The sequence below is a fragment of the Rodentibacter sp. Ppn85 genome, from assembly GCF_001999335.1.
Lineage (GTDB): Bacteria > Pseudomonadota > Gammaproteobacteria > Enterobacterales > Pasteurellaceae > Rodentibacter.
On record NZ_MLHS01000035.1, the window covers coordinates 51,622 to 72,697 of the forward strand.

Sequence of the window (21,076 nt, forward strand, 5' to 3'; positions counted from 1 at the left end):
TAATAAACATAATTAATCTATTACTGAGCATTAAATAGACCAATAACTTGATTTAACTGGTTTATATAACACAATTGATGAACAATTGTTACATTTCATTGAATGGTGCCCATTTGTTATTCCGGCAGGTTGAAGTATCGACCTCTTGCTTTGCTCATAACAATGAGCACATAAATAATAGTTAAGCGCATTCCCATCCGAATTATCTACGGGTTGGTTTGGGCGATAAACCACAGCACCACTGGAAAATTGATATGGCGAATACTTGTCTTTCTCCATTTCAAACTTTTCATATTGTCGAATTTTCTCTTCCAAGTCTCGATGATTGAATTTCAACGTTCGTAAATCGAGCTGTAACGATGTAACCAGTTGTTGAAGCTCAATAGTCATCTTGGCTATTTCCAACGTTTTAGCGCTGGTTTCGTTTAATTCCCGCAAATGGTTTAAATTGTCTTCTAGCTGCTTAGTTTTATCCCATGCCTCTTTGATAGTTTTGGCAGTTTCTATCGTTTCTTTAAACATATTTTCTCCGAATACTTAAATTTTTATAACAAACCAATACCTGCACCAACAGCCGATCCTAAAATAGACACAACTAACGGATGTGTTAAAAATTGATTAAGCAAGGATTTAGCTTCTTGCTTTTCTGATTCAGAAGCTGATGATGAATTTATCTTTTGGATCAATTCATTAAACGTATTTGTAATATGCTGAACATTATGATCACCAATCTGAACTGATTGGGAGCCATGAAAACTTATATTCTGTATACTTCTTTCTGGTTGCGGTGAAGGAGGTGTTTTAGTAAATTTCACTTGATAATGTGGCGGAATACTTCCAAACTGTTGAGAGTAACAAGTTACCTCTGTAATATAATAGCGATCATCGTTGCCGTTAGGTAACTTACGAATGATAACGTCACCTTCCTGTATATCCGCTTTAATATCTGAAACAATAATAACAGTCCCAGTAAAAGATGCCTGATAGGGGCCTTTCGTAGAACCATCTTGCTTTCGAACATAAAAATCTTCTTTCATTTTATTTAATATACCCAACATTATTTTCTCCTATTTACTGATTTTTATTTAGTTGTTTCAATTACATTTTCCCATTCTTGCTGTATCAAACCCCATTGAATAGACATCTTTTAACAGGTCGGTTAAATACCCGCATCTTTCGGCAAAAGGCATAGCGCGGATTTGCTGCATTTTTTCGTGGCGGGTTTCGACAGGGAGTGTGGAAAATGCCAGTGCTTGAGCGAAAATATCAAGTAATAACGCCTCGGATGCCACATCAATTAATAACTGTTCTTGGTCGGTTAAGGTTTGCATGATGTTCTCCGTTGATTAGCCTACTTTAAGATTCTCAAGTGCCGCCGCGTTCGCCAACGCCTTGGCAGTCCGTTCAATAGCATCTTTTCCTTGTTCATTGCTTTCGCGATAATCCTCTAATAATTCAGCTTCTTGTTTATTCTGAGCGGTAACAGGGCTATTCGACATTTCAACAAACATAGTTCCCTTCCCAGTAAGTAACCAATTCAAATTTATACCCAAATGAATAGATAACTTAACTAAAGTATCTACGTTAGGCTCTCTTTCTCCTCTTAAATAGTTCTGAAGCGAGCTATATGGTATATCTGACATTCTAGAAACTTCTACTATTTTCAATGACTTAGATAGGAAAGCTTCTTTAAGCCTATTTTTTATATTCATATGAATAAATTTTCCTTGTAATTGTTCCCAATTGAATATAATATTGACGCAACTTAAGATAAATTATATCTAACAACAGGAGCAAAAAAAATGACTACCGAAACAAAAACCCCTGATCAGGTCCGCATGGAGTTTTATAAGCAGGGAATAACTTTTGCTCAATGGGCAAAAGATAACGGATATAACCACGTTGTAGTCAGTCGGGTGCTTAATGGCGCCAGCAAAGCACAACGGGGAAAAACCTTAGAAATTGCGATTAAACTCGGCTTAAAAGCCGCATAGGAGCAAACATGAGAAGATTACTGATTAAATTCTGCACTTGGTATTTGGCGCGCGAATACAGACGACGCGAACGCAAAGACATTAAAAACCAAGCGATTTTGAATAAGTTCCGTGAGCAAAACACACAACAAATCGCCGATAAACACAATATTCCGGTTAATCAAGTTAAACGTTTACAAGCCAAAGTTAATTAATGAGGTGTGAATATGACCGAATTAAAAGGTACAGATAACAAAGCCACGCGACGGGTATTAAATGTTATCCGAGCGTTAAAAGGTTATTCGCTTGGCGGGTTAAGCAATACCGAGATTGCCGAACGGTTACATGAAAGCCCGGTCAACATCACCCGCGCATTAGCGGTACTGATTGATGAGGGGTTTGCCATCAAACTGGATAACGGTCGCTTTGCGTTAAGTATTCAGGTGCTACAAATTGCCACTGCACACTCAAACGAATGTAATTCGGCTATCGACCGGGTACATCAATTAAACCAACGTATTGCCGCCGGCGCACTTAATTAAGGAATAAAACATGACGGAATTAACTATTGAACAATCACAAAATGCGGTTGCATTGGCAGCAAAAGCCATCACACAAGATAAAGCACAGGCTTATGAATTGGTTGGGATGATTAAGGCTTTTGGTTTTGCAAAAAAACTTGTAACAGTTACAGAAATTAAGATTTTACAAGAAATTAAAGAAGCTAAGAAATACAAGGGTTTAGAGCTAATCACCCCTACAGGAGAAGCTGTAACGGTTACAACATTCACGCAATTTTGTGAATGTTTAGGCATGAGCTATGAGAAAGTCAATCAAGATTTGCAGAATCTAAACGTTCTTGGCGAAGACTTTCTAGAGACTAGTCAACGCCTCGGCTTAGGCTACCGCGAAATGCGTAAACTTCGCCAGTTGCCGGAAGAGGCCCGCGCCGAAATCGTCGAAGCAGATTATTCCGAAACCGCAGATAAAGAAGATTTGATTGAGAAAATCGAAGAATTAAGCGTGAAACACGCCAAGGAAAAAGAAAGCCTGCAGGCACAACTTAAAACGGCAAAGGATAACTATGAGGCGCAAGCTAAGGTGCTGGCGAATAAAAACGATCAGATTGACCGTTTAGATACGGAATTAGCGAAGAAAACCAAAGCGATTGAAACCCAAACGCCGGACAGTAAAGGCGCGTTGTTACGGCAGGAAACTACGGCAATCAGTTACAGTGCGGAAGCCATTTTGCGCGGACAGGTATTTAAAGCCTTTGAAACCCTGCAGGCGCATACAGAAGAGACGGGTATTGATCACAAGCAATTTATGAGCGGAATACTCGCCGAGTATCAGTTGATTTTATCGGAGTTGAAATCGCATTTCGGTATTGATGATGTACCGAGCGGTGAAGACTTACCGGAATGGGCAAGAAAAGGTTATACGGGTGATGAAGATAAAAACGATATTGATAACAACCTAACCGCTCTCTTAGATGAAATAAGCGATGCTGATATTGTGGAGTGAGAGGCGATGCAATGGCAATTTTACCGAGTGTACTGTCCTACTGGGCAAACCGTGTAGAGACGGCAAAGTTTGGCGAAACAGAGAAAGAGATTGCTGCAGGTTGCGAAAAAACAGGTTTAACGCGATCGACATTTTTACGGCAGATAAAACCTTTTCGCCCCCGGAATGGGCGCAAGGTACGACGTGATAAAGGGGTAAACCAGTTGGAGTTGGATGAATTGAAATTGATTAGTGCTGCCTGGCTTTATACGCGCCGTAAAAATAACAAATCAATGATGACATTAGAACGCGTACTGACCGTGTTGAGAACCAATAACAAAATTAAGGCGGAATTTGTAGATAAAAGTACTGGTGAGATTCGACCCTATTCAACAAGCTCGGTGGATAGAGCGTTAAGAAATGCCTGTTTACATCCTGACCAGCTACTACGTCCTGCACCTGTCGTACAGCTACAAAGTCAACATCCTAACCATGTTTGGCAAATAGACCCGTCTTTATGTGTATTGTACTACCTTAAGGAAGCAGGCAAAGGCAATGGGCTGTGTGTGATGGAGGCGGAACAGTTCTATAAAAATAAACCCGCTAATGTAGCGAAGGTAGAGCCACAACGGGTGTGGCGTTATGTGATTACCGACCACGCAAGCGGTGTAATTTATGTGGAATATGTTTATGGCGGCGAAACAGCGGAAAACATTAGTGAAACCTTTATTAACGCTATTCAGAAAAAAGAGAGCCCTGCGGAGCCATTTTTTGGCGTACCGAAAATCTTGATGTTTGACCGAGGCAGTGCCAATACTTCGCAAATGTTCACGCACTTACTGAATCAATTAGATGTGAAAATTGAAGTGCCAAAAGCGCACAACGCCCGAGCCAAGGGGCAAGTGGAGAAAGGCAATGACATTGTAGAACGACAATTTGAAAGTGGATTGCGGTTTATGAATGTGTCTGGGCTGGACGAGTTAAATCAACTTGCCCACCAATGGATGCGATATTTCAATGGCAAAATGGTGCATTCACGCCACGGGCGGACACGTTATCAAATGTGGCAATTTATCCGCCCCGAGCAGTTGATTGTGCCACCGAGCCGTGAAATTTGCCAAGAGTTGATGATTACCGCACTTTCTGAGCGTGTAGTTAGCGACAAATTGGAAATTAACTTCGAAAGCCGTCGTTATGATGTACGAGATGTGCCTGATGTAAAAATCGGTGAAAAAATTACGGTAGGCAAAAATCCTTATCGCCCTGAATGCGTACAAGTGCAATGTTTTGAACGTGAGGTTGATAAAGAGGGTAAAGAAAGCCTGAAACCTTACTGGGTGATACTGGAGCCTGTCGAAATCAATGAATACGGTTTCCGTGTCGATGCTGCAATGATTGGCCAAGAATACAAGGCTCATAAGAAAACCGAGTTTGAAATCCATAAAGAGCAGGCAGAACAGCTGGCTTACGGCGTAACCAATGAAGATGACCTGAAACGCGCAAAAAAAGCAAATACACCATTATTTAGTGGCGAAATCAACCCTTACAAACATATTGAAGAAACGGATTTAAATTGGTTTATACCAAGAAAAGGTCAAGAACACGAACTGACTATCAACGCCCGCCGCGTAGAGTTATTGCCAATGTCGGTTGTGGAATTTGCTAAATCCGGTAAAGCACAATGGGGCGATTTATGGACGGCAGAGTGTTATCAATGGGTAAACGGTAGATATCCGCAAGGTGTGCCGAGTGAGGAAGCAGAACGACTTTTAAATCTTAGCTTCGATGACTTCAAGGCAGAATTTATTGCGCCTATACCGACCAAATCACCATTACGATTAATTGCCGCTTAGAAAAAAGGAGCATAACAATGCTAAAGCTAAAACAGGTATTAGAGGAAAAACATATTTCTCAACGCAAACTGGCAGGGCTTTTATCGGTATCACCGGCAGTAATTGCTAATTTAGTTAATCACAGTTTACTGATTAAAACAGATACGGAGCAATTTAAATTCCGGCTTGAGGAAGTGTTGAAAAATTTAGGGATTTCGACCGCACTTTCTGAGCTTTTAACGGAGGTTTCCACCGGTGCGCCAACACCGGCGGAAATGCCAACTACTAATGAAGAACCACCAACATTAATAGAGGACGACACTATGTTACTCGCAAAACAGGCTTTATTTCCAGCCACAAAACAACATTTTTCACTTTTTTCCAATCCATTTACCGATGAAGTGCGTTCTGCCGATGAGGTTTTCGCCTCACCAGATGTGCGTTATGTACGCGAAGCCTTATTTCAGACGGCAAAATTCGGCGGCTTTGTCGCAGTCGTCGGTGAAAGTGGCGCAGGCAAGTCCACATTGCGGCGCGACCTAATTGACCGCATCCACAGTGAAAACCTGCCGGTAGTGGTGATTGAGCCGTACATTATCGCGATGGAAGACAACGACTTAAAAGGCAAAACATTGAAAGCTGCCCATATTGCCGAAGCGATTATTAATACCCTTGCTCCGTTAGAAAACGTGAAACGCTCACCGGAAGCCCGTTTTCGTCAGTTGCATCGGGTATTAAAAGACAGCGCACGCGCAGGTAATCAACATATTCTGATTATTGAAGAAGCGCATAGCTTACCTGTGCCGACACTGAAACATTTAAAACGCTTTTTTGAGCTCGAAGACGGCTTTAAAAAACTACTTTCAATTGTTCTAGTTGGACAGCCGGAACTGAAATTAAAGTTATCCGAGCGTAATTTTGAGGTGCGTGAGGTAGTACAACGTTGTGAAGTGGTTGAGCTTGCCCCGCTGGATACCTGTTTAGAGCAATACGTTGAATGGCGCTTAAAAGCCGTTAACCGTAAGGTCACCGATATTTTTGACCGTGATGCGCTTGAAGCGGTGCGAGCTCGTCTGGTGATGACCAATAGTCGCAATAAAACCCAGGTCAGCCTGTTATATCCGCTTGCCGTCGGCAATTTGTTGACCGCCGCGATGAATTTAGCCGCCGAACTGGGCGCGCCATTAGTTTCCGGTGATGTGGTTAAAGGGGTGTAATGATGAAAAATTGCAATCAAAAACACCAAGTTACATTGAATTTAGCCAATATATCTTTGCTTGCGCAATTAAATGCAGCACACAAGGCGGTAATGGCGTGCGCCAGATATGGTTTAACCGTTATCGAACTTCGTTTTAGCGGTTCCATGCCGACTTTAGAAGTGCAGCATAACCCACTAACGCAAAAATGGCTGGATAACCATAAAGCGATTATTTATATGCATAGTAATAATGCCAATAATCAGGTGATATCTACGGCACAACGCCGGTTATGCGGTTGCTGGGTAGTTTTTTCTTTTCCACGTTATCAATCAACACAATCAATACATTAAGGAGTAAAAAATGGCTAAAAGAGCAACTAGAATTAAAACTGACGCACAAGTTTACGTACCGCAAACCCGCGAAGATGTCGCCAGTGATATTAAGACAATTGGTGATTTGAATCGTGAAATCACCCGTTTAGAAACGGAAATGAACGACGCTATCGCAAAAATCACCGAAGACTACAAAGATAAGTTCACACCATTACAAGAACGCATTAAGCATCTGTCGAATGGGGTTCAATTCTGGAGCGAAGCGAACCGTGACCAAATTACCAACGGTGGAAAAACCAAAACCGCTAACTTAGTCACTGGCGAAGTATCCTGGCGAGTGCGCACCCCATCGGTAAAAATTACAGGTGTGGATTCCGTGCTGCAAAACTTGCGCATTCATGGTTTAGATCGTTTTATCCGCATTAAGGAAGAAATCAATAAAGAAGCGATTCTTAATGAGAAAAGTGCGGTCATCGGCATTGCGGGCATTAAAGTGATTACAGGCGTAGAAGACTTTGTGATCACTCCATTTGAACAAGACGCAGCGTATTAAGGAGGTTTGAAATGTGGCATCCGACAAAACATGAAGCGGAGCGCGCTGAAAAATTAATACAAACCGGCAAACTCAATCCGCAAGAAAAAATGGCAATGCGCGCCATTATCCATGCTCATCACGTACTGGGAACGAGAGATTGGTTACAGCGCGCCGTATTGATGGCTTTAGAGCAAAAGTACAAAGGGCAATTGGCGGAGATATAAGCATGATTGGCGCATTTACCCCTCGTAGCTGGGAGAGTATTAAATCTGATGTCGTGCGTGACTTAGCTGCAACAGTTGACGTGCTGGAAATGGCGAAAGACGCGCTGATTGAAAGTGATATTCAAGAAAGTTTACGGTTATTTCGTATCGTGCAGGGCGATTTAACAAGATACGAAACATTAATCAGATTGAATTATGGCAAAAATAAGGAATAAATCGATGAAAGTGACATTTACCCCACCAAGACCGACTTGTAACGACGACGGTTTTGCCGCGCAAACCGTGCATGAGTTTATTAAAAAATATTATCCGGATTCTTATCATGAGGACGCGTTGGTCGCGGAAGAATTTCAGGATGGTATCTATGAAGCATTAATTAATGAACTTTATTTGTATCATGATCCGCAAGTTTTAATGAACATTTTAATCAGGGATTATGATTGGGAGTTTACGGCTGATAATTGGGATAAAATCCAGCATTTTGACTTTTTTGTCCGAGACAGATTAAAAGAAAAAGAGCTGCAATGGGTTAAGGATAATGACATTAAACCGCCTTTTCCAGTGGGTTCGAAAGTACGCCTACCGGCGCATTATGACGAGGCTGTCGGTATTATCAACAAAATCTACGAATACGACCCCGCCAGATACTGTGTACTAACCGAAAAACAGGTGCAATACAACAAAGAAATGGAAAGCATGGGGAAATCAGAGCGACAAGGCGGCTATGTCTTAAAATTTGAAGATGTGGAATTGGTTGAGGAGTATAAGAGATGCTAAAAGAAAGTGATTTAATTGAAGATCATGATTATGTGTCAAAGAATGCCAAAATATATAAAACCCATTTAATCAGCTGGAGACGTATTTTTAAAGTCAATCATACTCAGGGGTATATTACATATTGTGAAATGAAATGGCTCAAGAATGGTTTTAAAGCAACACTGAAAACCATATCAATTAAATCGTTTTTAAGATGGGCGGTGGCTGATGTTACGCCCAAGGAGGCAAAATGAACATATTTATCACACACAGCAACCGGCTAATAGACTTTGCCAATCCGCAAAACAGCGACATTCACATTGACGATATTATTCACCATTTATCCATGATTCCGCGATTCGGCGGGAAATTGGATGTACATTATTCGGTATTAGACCATAGTGTTTTCGCTGCGACGATTGCTAAAACACTTATAAAAATGGAAGACGAAGCGGTGTTTGCGGTGTTAATGCACGATGCACAAGAGGCTTATTTAGGGGACGTTCCAACACCTCTGAAAAGACTATTGCCGGACTATAAAGCCATAGAGCACGCATTTGAGGCTGTTATTCGCACCAAATTTAAAATCAATACCTCCCCTGAAATTGAAACGCTAGTGAAAACGGCAGACTTATTAGCACTAAAAGCTGAAAAACAAGCGTTTTTTGATACCCTGCCTGTGCACGAGCAACACTGGAGGTTTCTAAATAAACTGCCACTTGTACCGCTTTCAGCACGAGATTATATCAATAGCAAGGATAGGTTTAGAGATGCCTTTAACTACTATAGTAAGGTGCTAAATCTGTAATCAGACCTAAAAATTCCAACATATCATTCAGCCTTCTCGCCAGAGAAGGCTTAGTCATATGACGGAGAGGACAAATATGGAACAAAAAGAAACAAGAAGAAAACAATTAATTCAGCTTATTCATATTGGGAAAAGCAAGCTACAAATGGATAAAGAGGTTTATCGCCTTTTTCTTGTTAATACTGTTGGCAAAGATAGTTGCGCGCAAATGGATTTTATTGAGTTAAATAAAGTCTTGGATGCTATGAAAAAACGTGGTTTTCAGGTTGTTGGCGGGCGCTTTAAATATGCCAACCACAAACATCCACAAAGCTTCACCCCGGAGAGCAGTAATATCGTTAAAAAAATTCGGTCAAAATGGCTTGAAATGCATTATCAGGGTATAATTAAAAATAGCAGTGAAGCTTCATTAAATGCTTACATTGCTAAGATTGCAAAGAATAAAGACGGACAGCCGATTCCTTTTGTTACCTGGCTTGATAACGGTCAGGCTATAAGGGTTTTAGAGACACTGAAGAAATGGCAGCAACGTGAATTGGGAGGCAAGTGATGATCACTCAAATGGAAATAGCGCGCCACGAACTTTTGCGTGATATTGAAGACAATGTGAATGCGCTATGCAAAAATTACAAACTTGATGCGGAGGTTTGTGAGCAAATTTCAACAGGCGTTGCTGACTTTCTGGCGGAGCATTATGCCGGGCAGGTTATTTCATTTCCGAAAGACTTTCATTATAAGATTGCCCAACGGGATTTGGATATTTATAATGACTTTACCGGTAATAATTGGTTTTTCTTGGTAAAAAAATATAATATGACCGAATCGGGTATTCGTAAGGTTATTAATCGGGTTCGTAAACGTGTTGCTAAACATCAGCAGCCTGATCTATTTTGTGAATAAAAAACAGCTCCACTGATCTAAAAATGAAGCTGTTTTTGTTTCCTTACCTACTAACTTTCTTTTTCATATTTTGTAATTGTTTTTCATTTTTTGTCTTATAACTTCCATTATCTTCCCCACAAGTCCCTTATTTATCTCGCTGACACTATATTATTTATCTCACTTAGGATCATCAACCTGATGAATATCGCCGATATGAAAATAACTATGCAATGCGACTTCTGCCGGTTGCTGTCCGTAATGGGTAAAAAGAAGTCGGCATTTCCGTTCAAACAGCATTTCAATTTTTGCCTCAATGATTTGATTTTGATCAAACAACGCAAAAACTAACCGCACTTTATCCGGTTGAATCTCATAATCGGAAAGCTGCCATAGACGTAGCCTTGCCGTTCCATGTGCAGGAGATCGCTTTGTACCGAACCAAGGGTAGCAAATCGGCACACCGCCTCGAATTGCCGTGCCTAACTCAAATGGGTCTATTTCACTTAACCAAAGCAAATCTTGTTGTTCGTAATGCGGTTTCCAGCTTAACAACTGGGCGCCTTGTAAGGTAATTTTTGCTTTCCCGACCTGATGATCCAAGCAAATAACCGGAACCTCATTGTAATGATATAAACTTAATTGCGGCGTGAGATCGGTGATTTTATTAATAACTGGCATTTTAGGCTCCTTGAATTTGCAATTTCATTTGTTGCATATAATCGGCGGTTTGTTTAAAAAAATATTGATAAGAAGCACATAGATAGTTTTGTTTCCACTCCTCGTTATCTTGCGGCAGAATGCGATGTTTAGGGCAACCACCGTGGCATAATGTACGAAATTCACATAGCCGACAAGTCTGTGTCAAACTATTTTGCTTATATTGACCAAACCGACGCTGTTTCTCTGATAAGACAAGATGAACTAATGATGTTTCGTTTAAACTTCCCAATTTTTTGTTCGGGTAAACATAATGATCGCAAGAATAAACGTCTCCGTTCGCTTCAACAACCAAGGATTGACCGCAAGTCGGACGATAAATACAACTGCTTGAAGGATAACCCAGCCATTGTCCAAGCAGATTCTCAAACTCCAGTACAAAAATTTTGCCGACATCCTGTTTTTTCCACTCTTGAAAAACATCGACTAAAAAATGTCCGTACCCTTGCTGCGGTACCGAAAAAGCAGTTGTTTTTTGCTCAACCATACAGTTTGTAGAAGGATAAGTTTCAACAATAGGGATAAATTGCATAAATGTCGAACCCAATGATTTGAGTGCAAGATAGGTTTCTTTACCTTTTTGCCAATTTTGATCATTGACGACAGTTAAGGTGTTAAACTCCACTTGATTTGACTTTAATAATTGTAACGCATTTACCACTCGTTCAAAGGTCGGATTACCGTTATTCGTCATACGATAACGGTTATGCACCGCATTTAAACCATCAATGGAAAGTCCGATTAAAAATTGGTGTTGCTTAAAAAATGCCGTCCATTGCTGATTAAGTGCCATACCGTTAGTTTGAAACCCATTGGTGATGGTTTTACCGTTGGCAAATTCTCGCTGAAAATTGACCGCACTTTTGAAGAAATCCAGACCAAGCAGGGTCGGCTCACCGCCTTGCCACATAAAATCAACCCGATCTCCCGCCTGTGATTCGATGTAATTTTTAATATAATTTTTGAGAGTATGCTCCGACATAAACGCGGCATTGTTGCCAAAATACTGCGATTTTCCTAAGTAAAAACAGTATTCGCACTGAATATTACAATGGAAACTACTGGGTTTTGCCATTAAATGAAAATGCGCTTTCGGCAAAAAAAATGACATACTACTTGCCTTTGTGATGATTTAATGCGTCTTTAAATAAGCCGTTTTGTTTTAATTCTTTACCGATACGGATTGCCGTTTCTGTTTCACAGCCGGCATATTCGGCAATTTCTCGGTAAGTCCAATTATAGTAGGGGAAATGTTGGGTAAGAAAATAAAGACTGTCGATAACGCGATCAAAGGTACGCAAATAGGCACTTTTGGCTAAGCGCTGTTCCGCTTCTCTTAACTCCTCCGCTAAGGTTTGCAATAAATATTTTGTCATTGCACTATTATGTAGAAAGAATTGATCGATATTGTCTAATTTGATTTGAATCAGTTCCGATTCAATTAACACTTTCGCTGTGCAGTGGTAATGATTGTTGCCTAAACCGAATAACGTGCGGAAACCGAAATAATCGCCTTGAGAATAAAGTCTGACTAAGCTCTCTTTTCCATTATCAAGGGTATGATAAAGACCGATAAGACCTTGCTTGATATAATAAAATTCGTTCGCTCTTGCGCCTTGTTGGTAAATTACCGTTCCTTTGCTCATTTGCGAAAGCGGATTTAATTGGCACTGAGAAAGCTCGGTAGGTAAAATCAATCCGTTATTCATTATATTTCCTTTTAAACAGGCTCAATAAATTACGTTTTATCAAAAAGATATTTACCCGGAACGATTCATTCCGAGTAAATACGATTTAAATTTCATTAATAATTCGATAAACCCAATTTTCAAGAGGATCGTTTAATCTTTGCATTTCTAAACGCATTTCCTCCAACATTTCTTGCTTTATCTCTTTATAGTTTTCATCATAAAACAAATTGTTCATTTCTTGCGGATCTCGACGCACATCATAAAGTTCACAAATATCCGTCGCATTAAACACGAGTTTGTAATCTTTACGCCGCCACATTCGCTGTTCAAAATAAACAAAATGCCCAGCCAGTTGAGCTAAAACGCCTTTGCGCTGATTATTTTTTTTCTGACGAACAATCGGTAACAGAGTTTCGCCCTCAAATTCCGTCGGAATCGGTTGTCGGGCAATATCATAAACTGTCGAGGTTAAATCATGTAAATAAATCAGGTTATCATCTTGCTGATTTTTTCGTTCGGACAACGGATCACGCACAATCAGGGGAATATTGTAAGTGGTATCAAACATAAATTCGCCTTTTTCAATCATTCGGTGCGCCCCCATGGCATCGCCGTGATCGGCGGTAGCGACAATAAAGGTATGCTGATAAAGATCGTGGTGCTCTAAATACGCCAACAATTCACCGATTGCGTCGTCAATTAATGTGATATAGCCCCAAAATTTTGTAATCACTTCTTTCCAACGATCTTCGCTTGCTTCCCACATTCCCCACATTTTTGAAATGGTGCGGAAATGCCCCGGTTTGCCCTCTAACGGTTTAAAAAAGCTTTCGTCCAGAACGACATCACCTTTTGAATACATTGAATAATAAGGTTCCGGCACGATACAAGGGGTATGCGGTCCCCAAAAGTTAATCCAAGTAAAAAACGGTTTGCCTTCCGCTAAGGATTCTTGAATATAACGTTTGGCTTCATCAATAATAAAATAAGGAATGGTTTGTTCTTTACTACCGGACAATAACCCGCAAAGCTCTTGTACTCGAAGATGCGGGTTTTCGCCGAAATAGGCTTGGCTGACTGTCGGGATCTCAAATCCTTTTTCAGCCAACCATTCCTGATAGCGGTTAGAATGTGTTGGCGGTTGGTTAAAGACTAAATTATGATAAACACCGCTTCCCGGGTAACCATAACTGTCAAAATTATGTCCCTTAATATCATAATCTTCCGGCACGGATTGCGTACCGACGTGCCATTTTCCCACCACATAGCAGTTATAGCCGTCTAATTTGGCAATATTCGGTGCTTCCCGACGAATTTCTCCCGTTCCGCCTTTTTCGCCGTTTTTGATAATGCCATGCGAAGACGGCATTAATCCGGTAAATAAAGAAGTTCGTGCCGGCCCACATACTGAGGCAGGCGTAAACGCGTTATTAAAACAAATCCCCTCTTGCGCCAACCGATCCAAATTCGGCGTTTTGACAATTTGATGCCCGTAAGTACCCAACATATCTTTACGTACTTGGTCGAGCAAAATATACATAATATTCATCACTTCACCTCTTTTTTACGCATTACAACAAATAGTAGCGCTTGGCATATTGCATAGCCTGCTAAAATGAGTTTCGGATTGCCGTCGTAGGAGGCCAAACCAAGCGGAGAAAGTAACGTATGTAGAGTAATCAATCCTAACACCAAAGAAGCGACTGTCAGCGGCGCATATTTCCAATTGGTTAAATCAACACCCTCTTTGTTTTCCTTACTTTCTTGATAAGGTTCACGTTTGAGGAATTGCCCCAATATCAACATTACAACCACATCAAACACAAATAATGCCGCCATCACATAAACAAAATTCACTTTGACATTAAATACCCAAACAATACAGAAATAAAGTACAACGTGAAGCAATAAGGCGATTCTGGCAGCTAATCCGGAAACGGTTTTATTGAAAAGCCCTACGGCAAAGAGTGCCACAATAGGGATATTCACAAAGCCGGCAAAGCGTTTGGTTAATAAGAAAATGCCGTCGGTACCGAACATTAATAACGGTGCTATAACCATGGTTAATATCGCCATGACCGTTGATACTTTTTTCGCATGTGCAATCAATTCTTGATCGGAAAACACTTTTTTACTAATAGACGGTAATAAATCCTTACAATAGATCGTTGCCGCAGAATTTAAAAAAGAGTTAAAGGTACTTAAAATCGCCCCGAACAATGCGGCAATGAAAAAGCCTTGTAAAAATGTCGGCAGCACTTTATTCACTAAGGTCGGATAAGAGGTATCGATTGGGTTTAAATCACCGCCAAGAATATGGAAACTTAATAATCCGGGTAAATTGAGAATAATTGGTAAGGTCAATAAAAATAACGCTGCAATTAAAATACCTTTTTGCCCCGCTTGCAGATCTCTTGCGCCTAATGCACGCTGTACAATAGCTTGGTTGGTCGTCCAATAAAAGAAATTAACAATCAAAATACCGGTAAACATTGCCGGCCAAGGTACGGCATCATCTTTACCGCCTATCGCATTAAATTTGTCAATGTGAGATGTTGTAATGGTTTTGAGCCCTTCGGTAAAACTGCCTTCTCCCAAATAAATGAGCGCAAAAATAGGCACTAATAATGCCCCGATAACTAAAATCACCGCATTAATCGTATCAGATACCGCAACCGCTTTTAAACCGCCGAAAATGGCATAAATTGCGCCCACGATCCCAATCGCCATGACCGTATAAACAATGGATTCGGCATAAGTTAATCCAAAATAAGTTTCCAAATTAAAAATTTTATTAAATGCAATCGCACCGGTATAGAGTGCGGTCGGAATGACGATAAAAAGATAAAAGACTAAAAACAGTGCCGACATAATTAAACGGGTTTGCCGATCAAAACGATTCTCAAAAAATTCAGGAATCGTGGTATAGCCGTTTTTAATATATTTCGGTAGTAAATAAAGTGCCAAAAAGCATAGTGGGATGACCGATTGAACCGTCCACGCAATAATCGAAAAATTCCCTTTATAGGATACCGCATTCACCCCGATTAATTGTTCGGTCGATAATGATGTCAATACCATTGAACAACCAATCACGACTCCGCTTAATCCTCTTCCTGCTAAAAAATACCCTTTAGACGTGGTTAAATCATCATTTTTTGTTTTTTTCCACGAAATAAACGCCACAATTCCAGTTACTATCAGAAAACTGGCAATCGTTATAAACATAAACCTCTCCTCACTTTAATCCAATATAACAGCACACTTAGAATAATATATATAGAGAGGAAACTTTATGATAATTGTCATAACCCTAACCAAATTGGCGTGAGTTAGATCACAAATTTGAAATTCTTTTTTTCAACAATATGAGCAGGATCATAAAGCAAAAAAGTATTATCCAGCATAATAATAAAAAACAGGGGGGAATGATGAGTTTACAGCTAATTTCAATTTTGATGTTATGCGGTTTTTTTACGAATCTGATGTCGGCAATTTTCGGCATTGGCGGCGGCGTATTAATGGTGCCGATTCTCTATACATTATTTCCCGATTTTCCATTACAGATGGTAGCGGCAACCTCACTCACCATTGTTATCGGTTCATCAATCATTAATTTGATTTACTTTTATAAACAAAAAATCAAAATAAACATAAAAGCAATGCTATTTTGGTCATTTTCAACGATTATAGGCGTTCAATCCGGTTTTGAAATTAGTTTTTTCTTACCGGATATTCTGATTATTAGTATTTTTGTTGGTACGTTAAGCCTGTTGGCAATAAAAATAATGTTTAATTCAGAAAACCTGTCGCACAAAGAACGAGAACCAAATGAAATTGGCAAAGGGTGCGGATTATGTCTATTCGGCGGGTTAATCGCAGGATTAACCGGCATTGGCGGAGGCTCGATTATGGCGCCCTTAATCGGGCAGTTAAAAAGCATCAGACCACAACAAATCGCTCCTTATACTAATTATATGATGGTGATCGGCGGAAGCGGCAGCCTATACAGCTATCTGACAAAATCCTCGCCTTTCTATCTAACAGGAAGCTGGCAAATCGGTTATGTTAATTTATCTATTGTAGCCATTGTTGTATTAAGCGCGTTTATAATGAGTTTTTTCTCAATGAAAATTCGCGGCAAACTTTCGCCCTCTCTTACACGAAAATTGCTCTCCCTTATTCTATTTATTATCGCCGGGTATATGCTGGCACTACACTTGCTGAAAGGCTAAAAGTGCGGTTGGTTTTATTAATATTTTGTATCTATTTCCAATACCTAATGATTACTCGTAGGCAGGGACGCCATGCCGGCGTCCCTGTGGCATGTTGAAAGATTCGTTTTTGTACGTTTGCTACATCATACTGAAACATCCCAAAATCCGACCGCTCTTTTACTTTATACGCTCAGCATTTCCTCAGCCAATTTCTTCGCACCTTTAAAGTCCACTTTTCCACTGCCGAGAAGCGGTATTTCGTTTACTAGGAATACTTGACTTGGGAGCATAATTGGCGGTACGTTGAGAGATTTAATACGAGTATTAATTTCCTCAAGACTGAGCGGCGATTTCACTAGCAACACGACACTTTCGCCTTTTTTCTCATCATTCACAGCAATAGCAACAAATTGGTTTTCATCATTCAACACTTGAGTGATGTTTTCTTCCACACTGCCTAGGCTAATCATCTCTCCCCCAATTTTTGCGAAACGGGAATAGCGATCCACAATGGTAATAAAGCCGTTTTCATCAATATGCCCTTTATCACCTGTTTTGTAATAACGCACACCGTCAAGTTCGGCAATGACTTCATTGGTTTTTTCAGGGTCATCCAAATAGCCTTTCATCACTTGCCCGCCACCAATCAAAATCAACCCGTCTTCGCCTGTCGGCAATTCTTCTAAAGTATTCGGATCGACAATTTTGATAATCGTACCAGGCAACGGCATACCCACTGTTCCCACTTTATTAAAGGTAAATTCTTTTAGACTATCAGGATCTAAAATGTTTGGCATATTCACGCTTGCAACCGGTGCGGTTTCTGTCGCCCCATATCCCTCATAGATTTCTAAACCGAATTTCAAACGGAAGGCTTCTTTCACATCCGCTTTCAATTTTTCTGCCCCGGCAATCACCATTCGCACACTTTGCAGCATTAACGGATGCAATTTTTTATTACGGGCGTATAAACGGAAGAATGTCGAAGTGCCAAATATAATACTCACATTATGGTGCGCGCACATTTTGCCCACTTCAGCGCCATCGGTCGGATCCGCGACACTCACCATTTTGATCCCTTCACACAACGGCATTAAAGTGGTTACCGTTAAACCAAAAGAATGGAAAATCGGCAAAGAATTTAAAATAACATCATCTTCTTGGAAATTGAGTAATTCACTCACCTGTTTGATATTAGTGAGTAGGTTTTTATGGCTTAATTCAATACCTTTTGGTGTGCCTTCGCTACCGCTACTGAATAAAATAGTTGCCGTATCATTCAAACGCACATCAGCAAAATACATTAATTTAATCCACCAACGAGGGGCAAAAAACGCGGTTAAAAGTGACCGCACTTTCTCACTTTTTGTGATTTTTTTGCCTAATTGTTCAGCAAAAATCGTTTTACCTGCCAGCACGTCATCAAAGGCAAAACCTTTAGCATTCAGTTTATTTAAGAATTTCTCCGCAGTAATGACCTTGTTAATATTGGCTTTGGCAAGAGCTTTTTCCATCACTTCAGGGCTGAGCGTATAGTTCAAATTGACCGGCACTTTTCCCATCACCATCAACGCCATATTTACAATAGCCCCGATAGCCGAGCTTGGCAGCAATACACCAACATTTTTCTCATCGCCTAAAGTTTGTTTAAGTTGTTTGCCAAACATCAATACGGCGGCAATAAATTTGAGGTTATTCAGTTTCATCCCCTGTCCGTCCACCACAGATTCCTTGAATAAGTTGGATTTCGCACTGTTCAACCAATGGTGTATGAGCGGTTTGCGTTTCGCTATCACTTTTTCCCATACAGAGAAGGAAAGTTCGAGTACTTTTTGTTTCATCGCCGTCGCATCAATAAAACCATGAATCGGTTTACCGAACGCCACTAAAATTTCACGTTTGCCTTGTTTTTTCGTGAGGTTTTTGTAGAAACTATCCGCACGGGAAAAACTGCTACCCCACAAGCCACGCAAATAAAACGGCACGGTCGTTACGTTATCCAAATCTTTTAACACGTGTTCAAAGCCTTTTTTGAACTCATTGATCTGACCGTTATAACTGATATGTCCTTCCGGAAATAACGCTACTACTTCGCCACGAGACAAATATTCACGAATAGTTTCAATAGATTCACGGCTTGACCCCGCACTAATAGGAATGACACGGAAAATACGTAAAAACCATGTCAAATACCATTTATTATAAATTGGACGGAACATCACGAATTTAATGGCTCGCGGGCTTGCCGCCTGCAACACCATCCAGTCAATCCAACTAATGTGGTTACCCAACATTAACACACCGCCACTTTGCGGTAGGTTTTTTAATCCCTCTACATGGAAACGGTAATTGGTCTTCAACAAAGGCAAAAGCAACAAACGGATGAATAAATGCGGAAGTTGCCACATCGCATAAAGGCTACCCAATAAACAGAGCACGGAAACCGTTAAGAAAATACCGATGGTGGAAAGGCTAAATTCTACAAATACAATGCTAAGTAGCAAAAACCCGACCATAAAGACGTTTTGGATAAAGTTGTTCCCCGCCATAATTTTGCCGCTAATTTTTTCAGGGGCGAAATATTGAATGGTTGCATTTAACGGTACGATAAATAAACCGCCAAAAAAACCAAATCCGAAGGAACATAACATCAACAAGACATTAGTGCTTACCAATGTTAAACCAAAGAGCGAAACAAAAATGCCTAGTGCGCCGACCGGTACAATGCCCAATTCAATATGCAAGCGAGAAGCACGCCCGGCAAGGTAAGATCCGACAATTAGCCCCAAACCGCTCACCGCCAGAATGGCTTGAATAATCACCGCATTGTCCGCATTAAACAAGGCTTTATAATGAGCAGGAAATGCCGCCACAATCACTTGTGAAACGCCCCAGAAAAGGCTCAAACCAATCACGCTTAACCAAATATTTTTATCGCTACGCAAGGTACGGAGGTTGTCTTTCAAATAACCGAAAGATAAGTATTTACCCGCAGAGAATTTTTCATTTTCTTCTTTTTCTTGAGGAAAAAAAGGAATTTTGAAGGCGAAAAAAGCCTCAAGGGAGCTAAACACGACTAAAGCAATGCCAATCATCCAAACGCTTTGTAACACTTCATTCGGATCATGAGAAGGAACATAATAACCTTCAAAGAAAATCGAGAAGGCAAAGGAGCTAAACAAAATCGCTACAATAGTTAAGGCTTGAATCACACCGTTGGCAAGCCCAATGTTTTCCGTGCCGACAATGGATTTAATAAGGCTATATTTAGCCGGAGAATAGACCGCACTTTGTGCCGCCAAAATCAGTGTTAAGGCAAAAGCGAGATAAAATTCGCCAATCACATAACTGAATAAAATCGCCGTTGAAATACCCACCGCAGCCAGGCTGCTCCAACGAATCACCTTGGTGCGACAGAACTTATCATTAATAAATGCCGAAGGTGAAAAAAGGAAAATAAAAGGCAATAAAATCATTGCGTTAATTAACGCCGTTAGCACCACTAAAGTATTACCTTCAAAACTTTTCAACAACACATTTTGAATAGTGATTTTGTGGGCTAAATCCACGCTCGCATTCAAAAAAGCAATCGCTAAATAAGGCACAAAACCTGCATATTTTAAGAGTTTCATTTCACACTCTCCGTTTGATAAATTTTTAAAGTTTGCATATTGAACACATAAGGCTTCAGCACCAACAGTAAATCAAAAAGATGTTTAAGTTTTTCATCTTTTTTCTCGTTGTCTTTTAGTGCTGATAAAGTGAGATCCACTTCTTGTGTCGCAAGCATTTTTGCTGTTTGTAAATAGGTTTTCACTATTTTACGTTCCGCCTCATTGCAACGGCAAACAATCGCCAGAATATCCCGCTCTTTTGAGGTAAAAACTCCCTCGCGCGGATTAAGCAAGCCGTCATCTACCATAGCTTGCAATTCGGTTTCAGAAATTGAGAATTCTTGACAAAGTTCTGATAGCAAAAAGGTTTCATTTTCCGCCCCCATAATAATATCAATCAACGACATCAAACTTTCGTAAGGATTCTGCCAATCAAAATCAGGGTGAGAAAAAAGTTGCTTAATTTGAGAAATGCTTGCATTGAAATTAGTTTGTAGATACTTAATAAACGCTAACAATTCCACACAGCGATCATCATAGAGATGAAAATTCGGTTTATCTTTCAAGGGTTCAGGTAAAAGCCCCTCTTTCACATAGTATAACACCGTCGATTTCGGTGTTTGGCTGAGATTCACCAAATCATTCATTTTTAACATAAGGCTTCCCCTATAAATTAAATGTGGAAAGGATTTTATACTTTACACACTAAAAAGTAAATAGTGTTACCTTACAGTTTTACAAATAAGGGAAACTTAACTATGTTTAAAAACACTCAAAAAACCAACCGCACTTT

General features: G+C 40.2%; 26 protein-coding genes and 1 pseudogene. 16 read left to right on the forward strand and 11 right to left on the reverse strand.

Annotation, left to right across the window (positions count from 1 at the left end; all coding sequences use genetic code 11):
- Positions 1-30 precede the first annotated feature (30 nt).
- Genes BKL51_RS06295 through BKL51_RS06310 form a run of 4 tightly spaced genes read right to left on the reverse strand, consistent with a single transcriptional unit; the run spans position 31 to position 1,712 of the window.
- The gene (locus BKL51_RS06295) at positions 31-522 is read right to left on the reverse strand and encodes a hypothetical protein (protein ID WP_077465880.1); all 492 of its coding nucleotides are present in this window, start codon (positions 520-522) and stop codon (positions 31-33) included.
- Between the two features lie 23 nt (positions 523-545).
- Complete coding sequence (locus BKL51_RS06300) at positions 546-1,058, reverse strand: RIP homotypic interaction motif-containing protein (RefSeq protein WP_077465881.1); 513 nt, start codon at positions 1,056-1,058, stop codon at positions 546-548.
- Between the two features lie 36 nt (positions 1,059-1,094).
- Positions 1,095-1,331, reverse strand: a complete 237-nt coding sequence (locus tag BKL51_RS06305) for a hypothetical protein (protein WP_077465882.1) — start codon at positions 1,329-1,331, stop codon at positions 1,095-1,097.
- A 15-nt stretch (positions 1,332-1,346) separates the two neighbouring features.
- Positions 1,347-1,712, reverse strand: a complete 366-nt coding sequence (locus BKL51_RS06310; protein WP_077465883.1) for a helix-turn-helix domain-containing protein — start codon at positions 1,710-1,712, stop codon at positions 1,347-1,349.
- A 90-nt stretch (positions 1,713-1,802) separates the two neighbouring features.
- Between BKL51_RS06310 and BKL51_RS06315 the strand changes: the two genes are divergently transcribed.
- From BKL51_RS06315 to BKL51_RS06385, 15 genes are all read left to right on the forward strand, one after another.
- Complete coding sequence (locus BKL51_RS06315; protein WP_077465884.1) at positions 1,803-1,994, forward strand: DNA-binding protein; 192 nt, start codon at positions 1,803-1,805, stop codon at positions 1,992-1,994.
- An 8-nt stretch (positions 1,995-2,002) separates the two neighbouring features.
- Positions 2,003-2,188: a hypothetical protein gene (locus BKL51_RS06320; protein WP_077465885.1), complete on the forward strand. Its 186-nt coding sequence runs from the start codon at positions 2,003-2,005 to the stop codon at positions 2,186-2,188.
- A gap of 12 nt (positions 2,189-2,200) precedes the next feature.
- Positions 2,201-2,515 (forward strand): IclR family transcriptional regulator, encoded by a 315-nt coding sequence (locus BKL51_RS06325; protein ID WP_077465886.1) that lies wholly within the window; start codon positions 2,201-2,203, stop codon positions 2,513-2,515.
- 10 nt (positions 2,516-2,525) lie between these two features.
- Positions 2,526-3,497: a hypothetical protein gene (locus BKL51_RS06330; protein ID WP_077465887.1), complete on the forward strand. Its 972-nt coding sequence runs from the start codon at positions 2,526-2,528 to the stop codon at positions 3,495-3,497.
- A gap of 11 nt (positions 3,498-3,508) precedes the next feature.
- The gene (locus BKL51_RS06335; protein WP_077465888.1) at positions 3,509-5,329 is read left to right on the forward strand and encodes a DDE-type integrase/transposase/recombinase; all 1,821 of its coding nucleotides are present in this window, start codon (positions 3,509-3,511) and stop codon (positions 5,327-5,329) included.
- Positions 5,330-5,346: 17 nt separating this feature from the next.
- Positions 5,347-6,525, forward strand: coding sequence for an AAA family ATPase (locus BKL51_RS06340; protein WP_077465889.1), 1,179 nt, complete (start codon positions 5,347-5,349; stop codon positions 6,523-6,525).
- Positions 6,525-6,857, forward strand: coding sequence for a hypothetical protein (locus tag BKL51_RS06345; protein ID WP_077465890.1), 333 nt, complete (start codon positions 6,525-6,527; stop codon positions 6,855-6,857). The genes BKL51_RS06340 and BKL51_RS06345 overlap by 1 nt, the downstream gene beginning before the upstream one ends.
- A gap of 10 nt (positions 6,858-6,867) precedes the next feature.
- The gene (locus tag BKL51_RS06350; RefSeq protein ID WP_077465891.1) at positions 6,868-7,392 is read left to right on the forward strand and encodes a host-nuclease inhibitor Gam family protein; all 525 of its coding nucleotides are present in this window, start codon (positions 6,868-6,870) and stop codon (positions 7,390-7,392) included.
- Between the two features lie 11 nt (positions 7,393-7,403).
- A complete protein-coding gene (locus BKL51_RS06355; protein ID WP_077465892.1) occupies positions 7,404-7,598 on the forward strand; it encodes a hypothetical protein in 195 nt (64 codons plus the stop codon).
- Between the two features lie 2 nt (positions 7,599-7,600).
- Positions 7,601-7,813 carry a hypothetical protein gene (locus tag BKL51_RS06360; RefSeq protein WP_077465893.1) on the forward strand — a complete coding sequence of 71 codons (213 nt, stop codon included), beginning with the start codon at positions 7,601-7,603 and terminating at the stop codon, positions 7,811-7,813.
- A 4-nt stretch (positions 7,814-7,817) separates the two neighbouring features.
- Positions 7,818-8,375, forward strand: coding sequence for a hypothetical protein (locus BKL51_RS06365; protein WP_077465894.1), 558 nt, complete (start codon positions 7,818-7,820; stop codon positions 8,373-8,375).
- Complete coding sequence (locus BKL51_RS06370) at positions 8,369-8,608, forward strand: hypothetical protein (protein WP_077465895.1); 240 nt, start codon at positions 8,369-8,371, stop codon at positions 8,606-8,608. The genes BKL51_RS06365 and BKL51_RS06370 overlap by 7 nt, the downstream gene beginning before the upstream one ends.
- Complete coding sequence (locus BKL51_RS06375) at positions 8,605-9,162, forward strand: YfbR-like 5'-deoxynucleotidase (RefSeq protein ID WP_077465896.1); 558 nt, start codon at positions 8,605-8,607, stop codon at positions 9,160-9,162. Before BKL51_RS06370 ends, BKL51_RS06375 begins: the two co-directional genes overlap by 4 nt.
- Before the next feature lie 76 nt (positions 9,163-9,238).
- On the forward strand, positions 9,239-9,712 hold the full coding sequence (locus tag BKL51_RS06380) for a gp16 family protein (protein ID WP_077465897.1): 474 nt from the start codon (positions 9,239-9,241) through the stop codon (positions 9,710-9,712).
- A complete protein-coding gene (locus BKL51_RS06385) occupies positions 9,712-10,062 on the forward strand; it encodes a Mor transcription activator family protein (protein ID WP_077465898.1) in 351 nt (116 codons plus the stop codon). Before BKL51_RS06380 ends, BKL51_RS06385 begins: the two co-directional genes overlap by 1 nt.
- Positions 10,063-10,233: 171 nt before the next feature.
- Here BKL51_RS06385 and BKL51_RS06390 read toward each other — a convergent pair.
- From BKL51_RS06390 to BKL51_RS06410, 5 genes and pseudogenes are all read right to left on the reverse strand, one after another.
- A pseudogene (locus BKL51_RS06390) lies at positions 10,234-10,722 on the reverse strand (D-hexose-6-phosphate mutarotase); the annotation flags it as partial.
- Between the two features lies 1 nt (position 10,723).
- The gene (locus BKL51_RS06395) at positions 10,724-11,872 is read right to left on the reverse strand and encodes an anaerobic sulfatase maturase (protein WP_077465900.1); all 1,149 of its coding nucleotides are present in this window, start codon (positions 11,870-11,872) and stop codon (positions 10,724-10,726) included.
- A gap of 1 nt (position 11,873) precedes the next feature.
- Positions 11,874-12,470, reverse strand: a complete 597-nt coding sequence (locus BKL51_RS06400; RefSeq protein WP_077465901.1) for a Crp/Fnr family transcriptional regulator — start codon at positions 12,468-12,470, stop codon at positions 11,874-11,876.
- Positions 12,471-12,555: 85 nt separating this feature from the next.
- Positions 12,556-14,001, reverse strand: a complete 1,446-nt coding sequence (locus tag BKL51_RS06405) for a sulfatase-like hydrolase/transferase (RefSeq protein ID WP_077465902.1) — start codon at positions 13,999-14,001, stop codon at positions 12,556-12,558.
- Entirely contained in the window at positions 14,001-15,680 is a 1,680-nt protein-coding gene (locus BKL51_RS06410; protein ID WP_077465903.1) for a solute:sodium symporter family transporter, read from the reverse strand. The genes BKL51_RS06405 and BKL51_RS06410 overlap by 1 nt, the downstream gene beginning before the upstream one ends.
- A 203-nt stretch (positions 15,681-15,883) precedes the next feature.
- On the opposite strand from BKL51_RS06410, the gene BKL51_RS06415 reads away from it, so the two are divergent.
- A complete protein-coding gene (locus BKL51_RS06415; RefSeq protein ID WP_077465904.1) occupies positions 15,884-16,687 on the forward strand; it encodes a sulfite exporter TauE/SafE family protein in 804 nt (267 codons plus the stop codon).
- A 164-nt stretch (positions 16,688-16,851) separates the two neighbouring features.
- On the opposite strand, the gene BKL51_RS06420 is transcribed toward BKL51_RS06415, so the two are convergent.
- Complete coding sequence (locus BKL51_RS06420) at positions 16,852-20,301, reverse strand: acyl-[ACP]--phospholipid O-acyltransferase (RefSeq protein WP_077465905.1); 3,450 nt, start codon at positions 20,299-20,301, stop codon at positions 16,852-16,854.
- Positions 20,298-20,939, reverse strand: a complete 642-nt coding sequence (locus BKL51_RS06425) for a MerR family transcriptional regulator (RefSeq protein WP_077465906.1) — start codon at positions 20,937-20,939, stop codon at positions 20,298-20,300. Before BKL51_RS06425 ends, BKL51_RS06420 begins: the two co-directional genes overlap by 4 nt.
- Between the last annotated feature and the right edge of the window lie 137 nt (positions 20,940-21,076).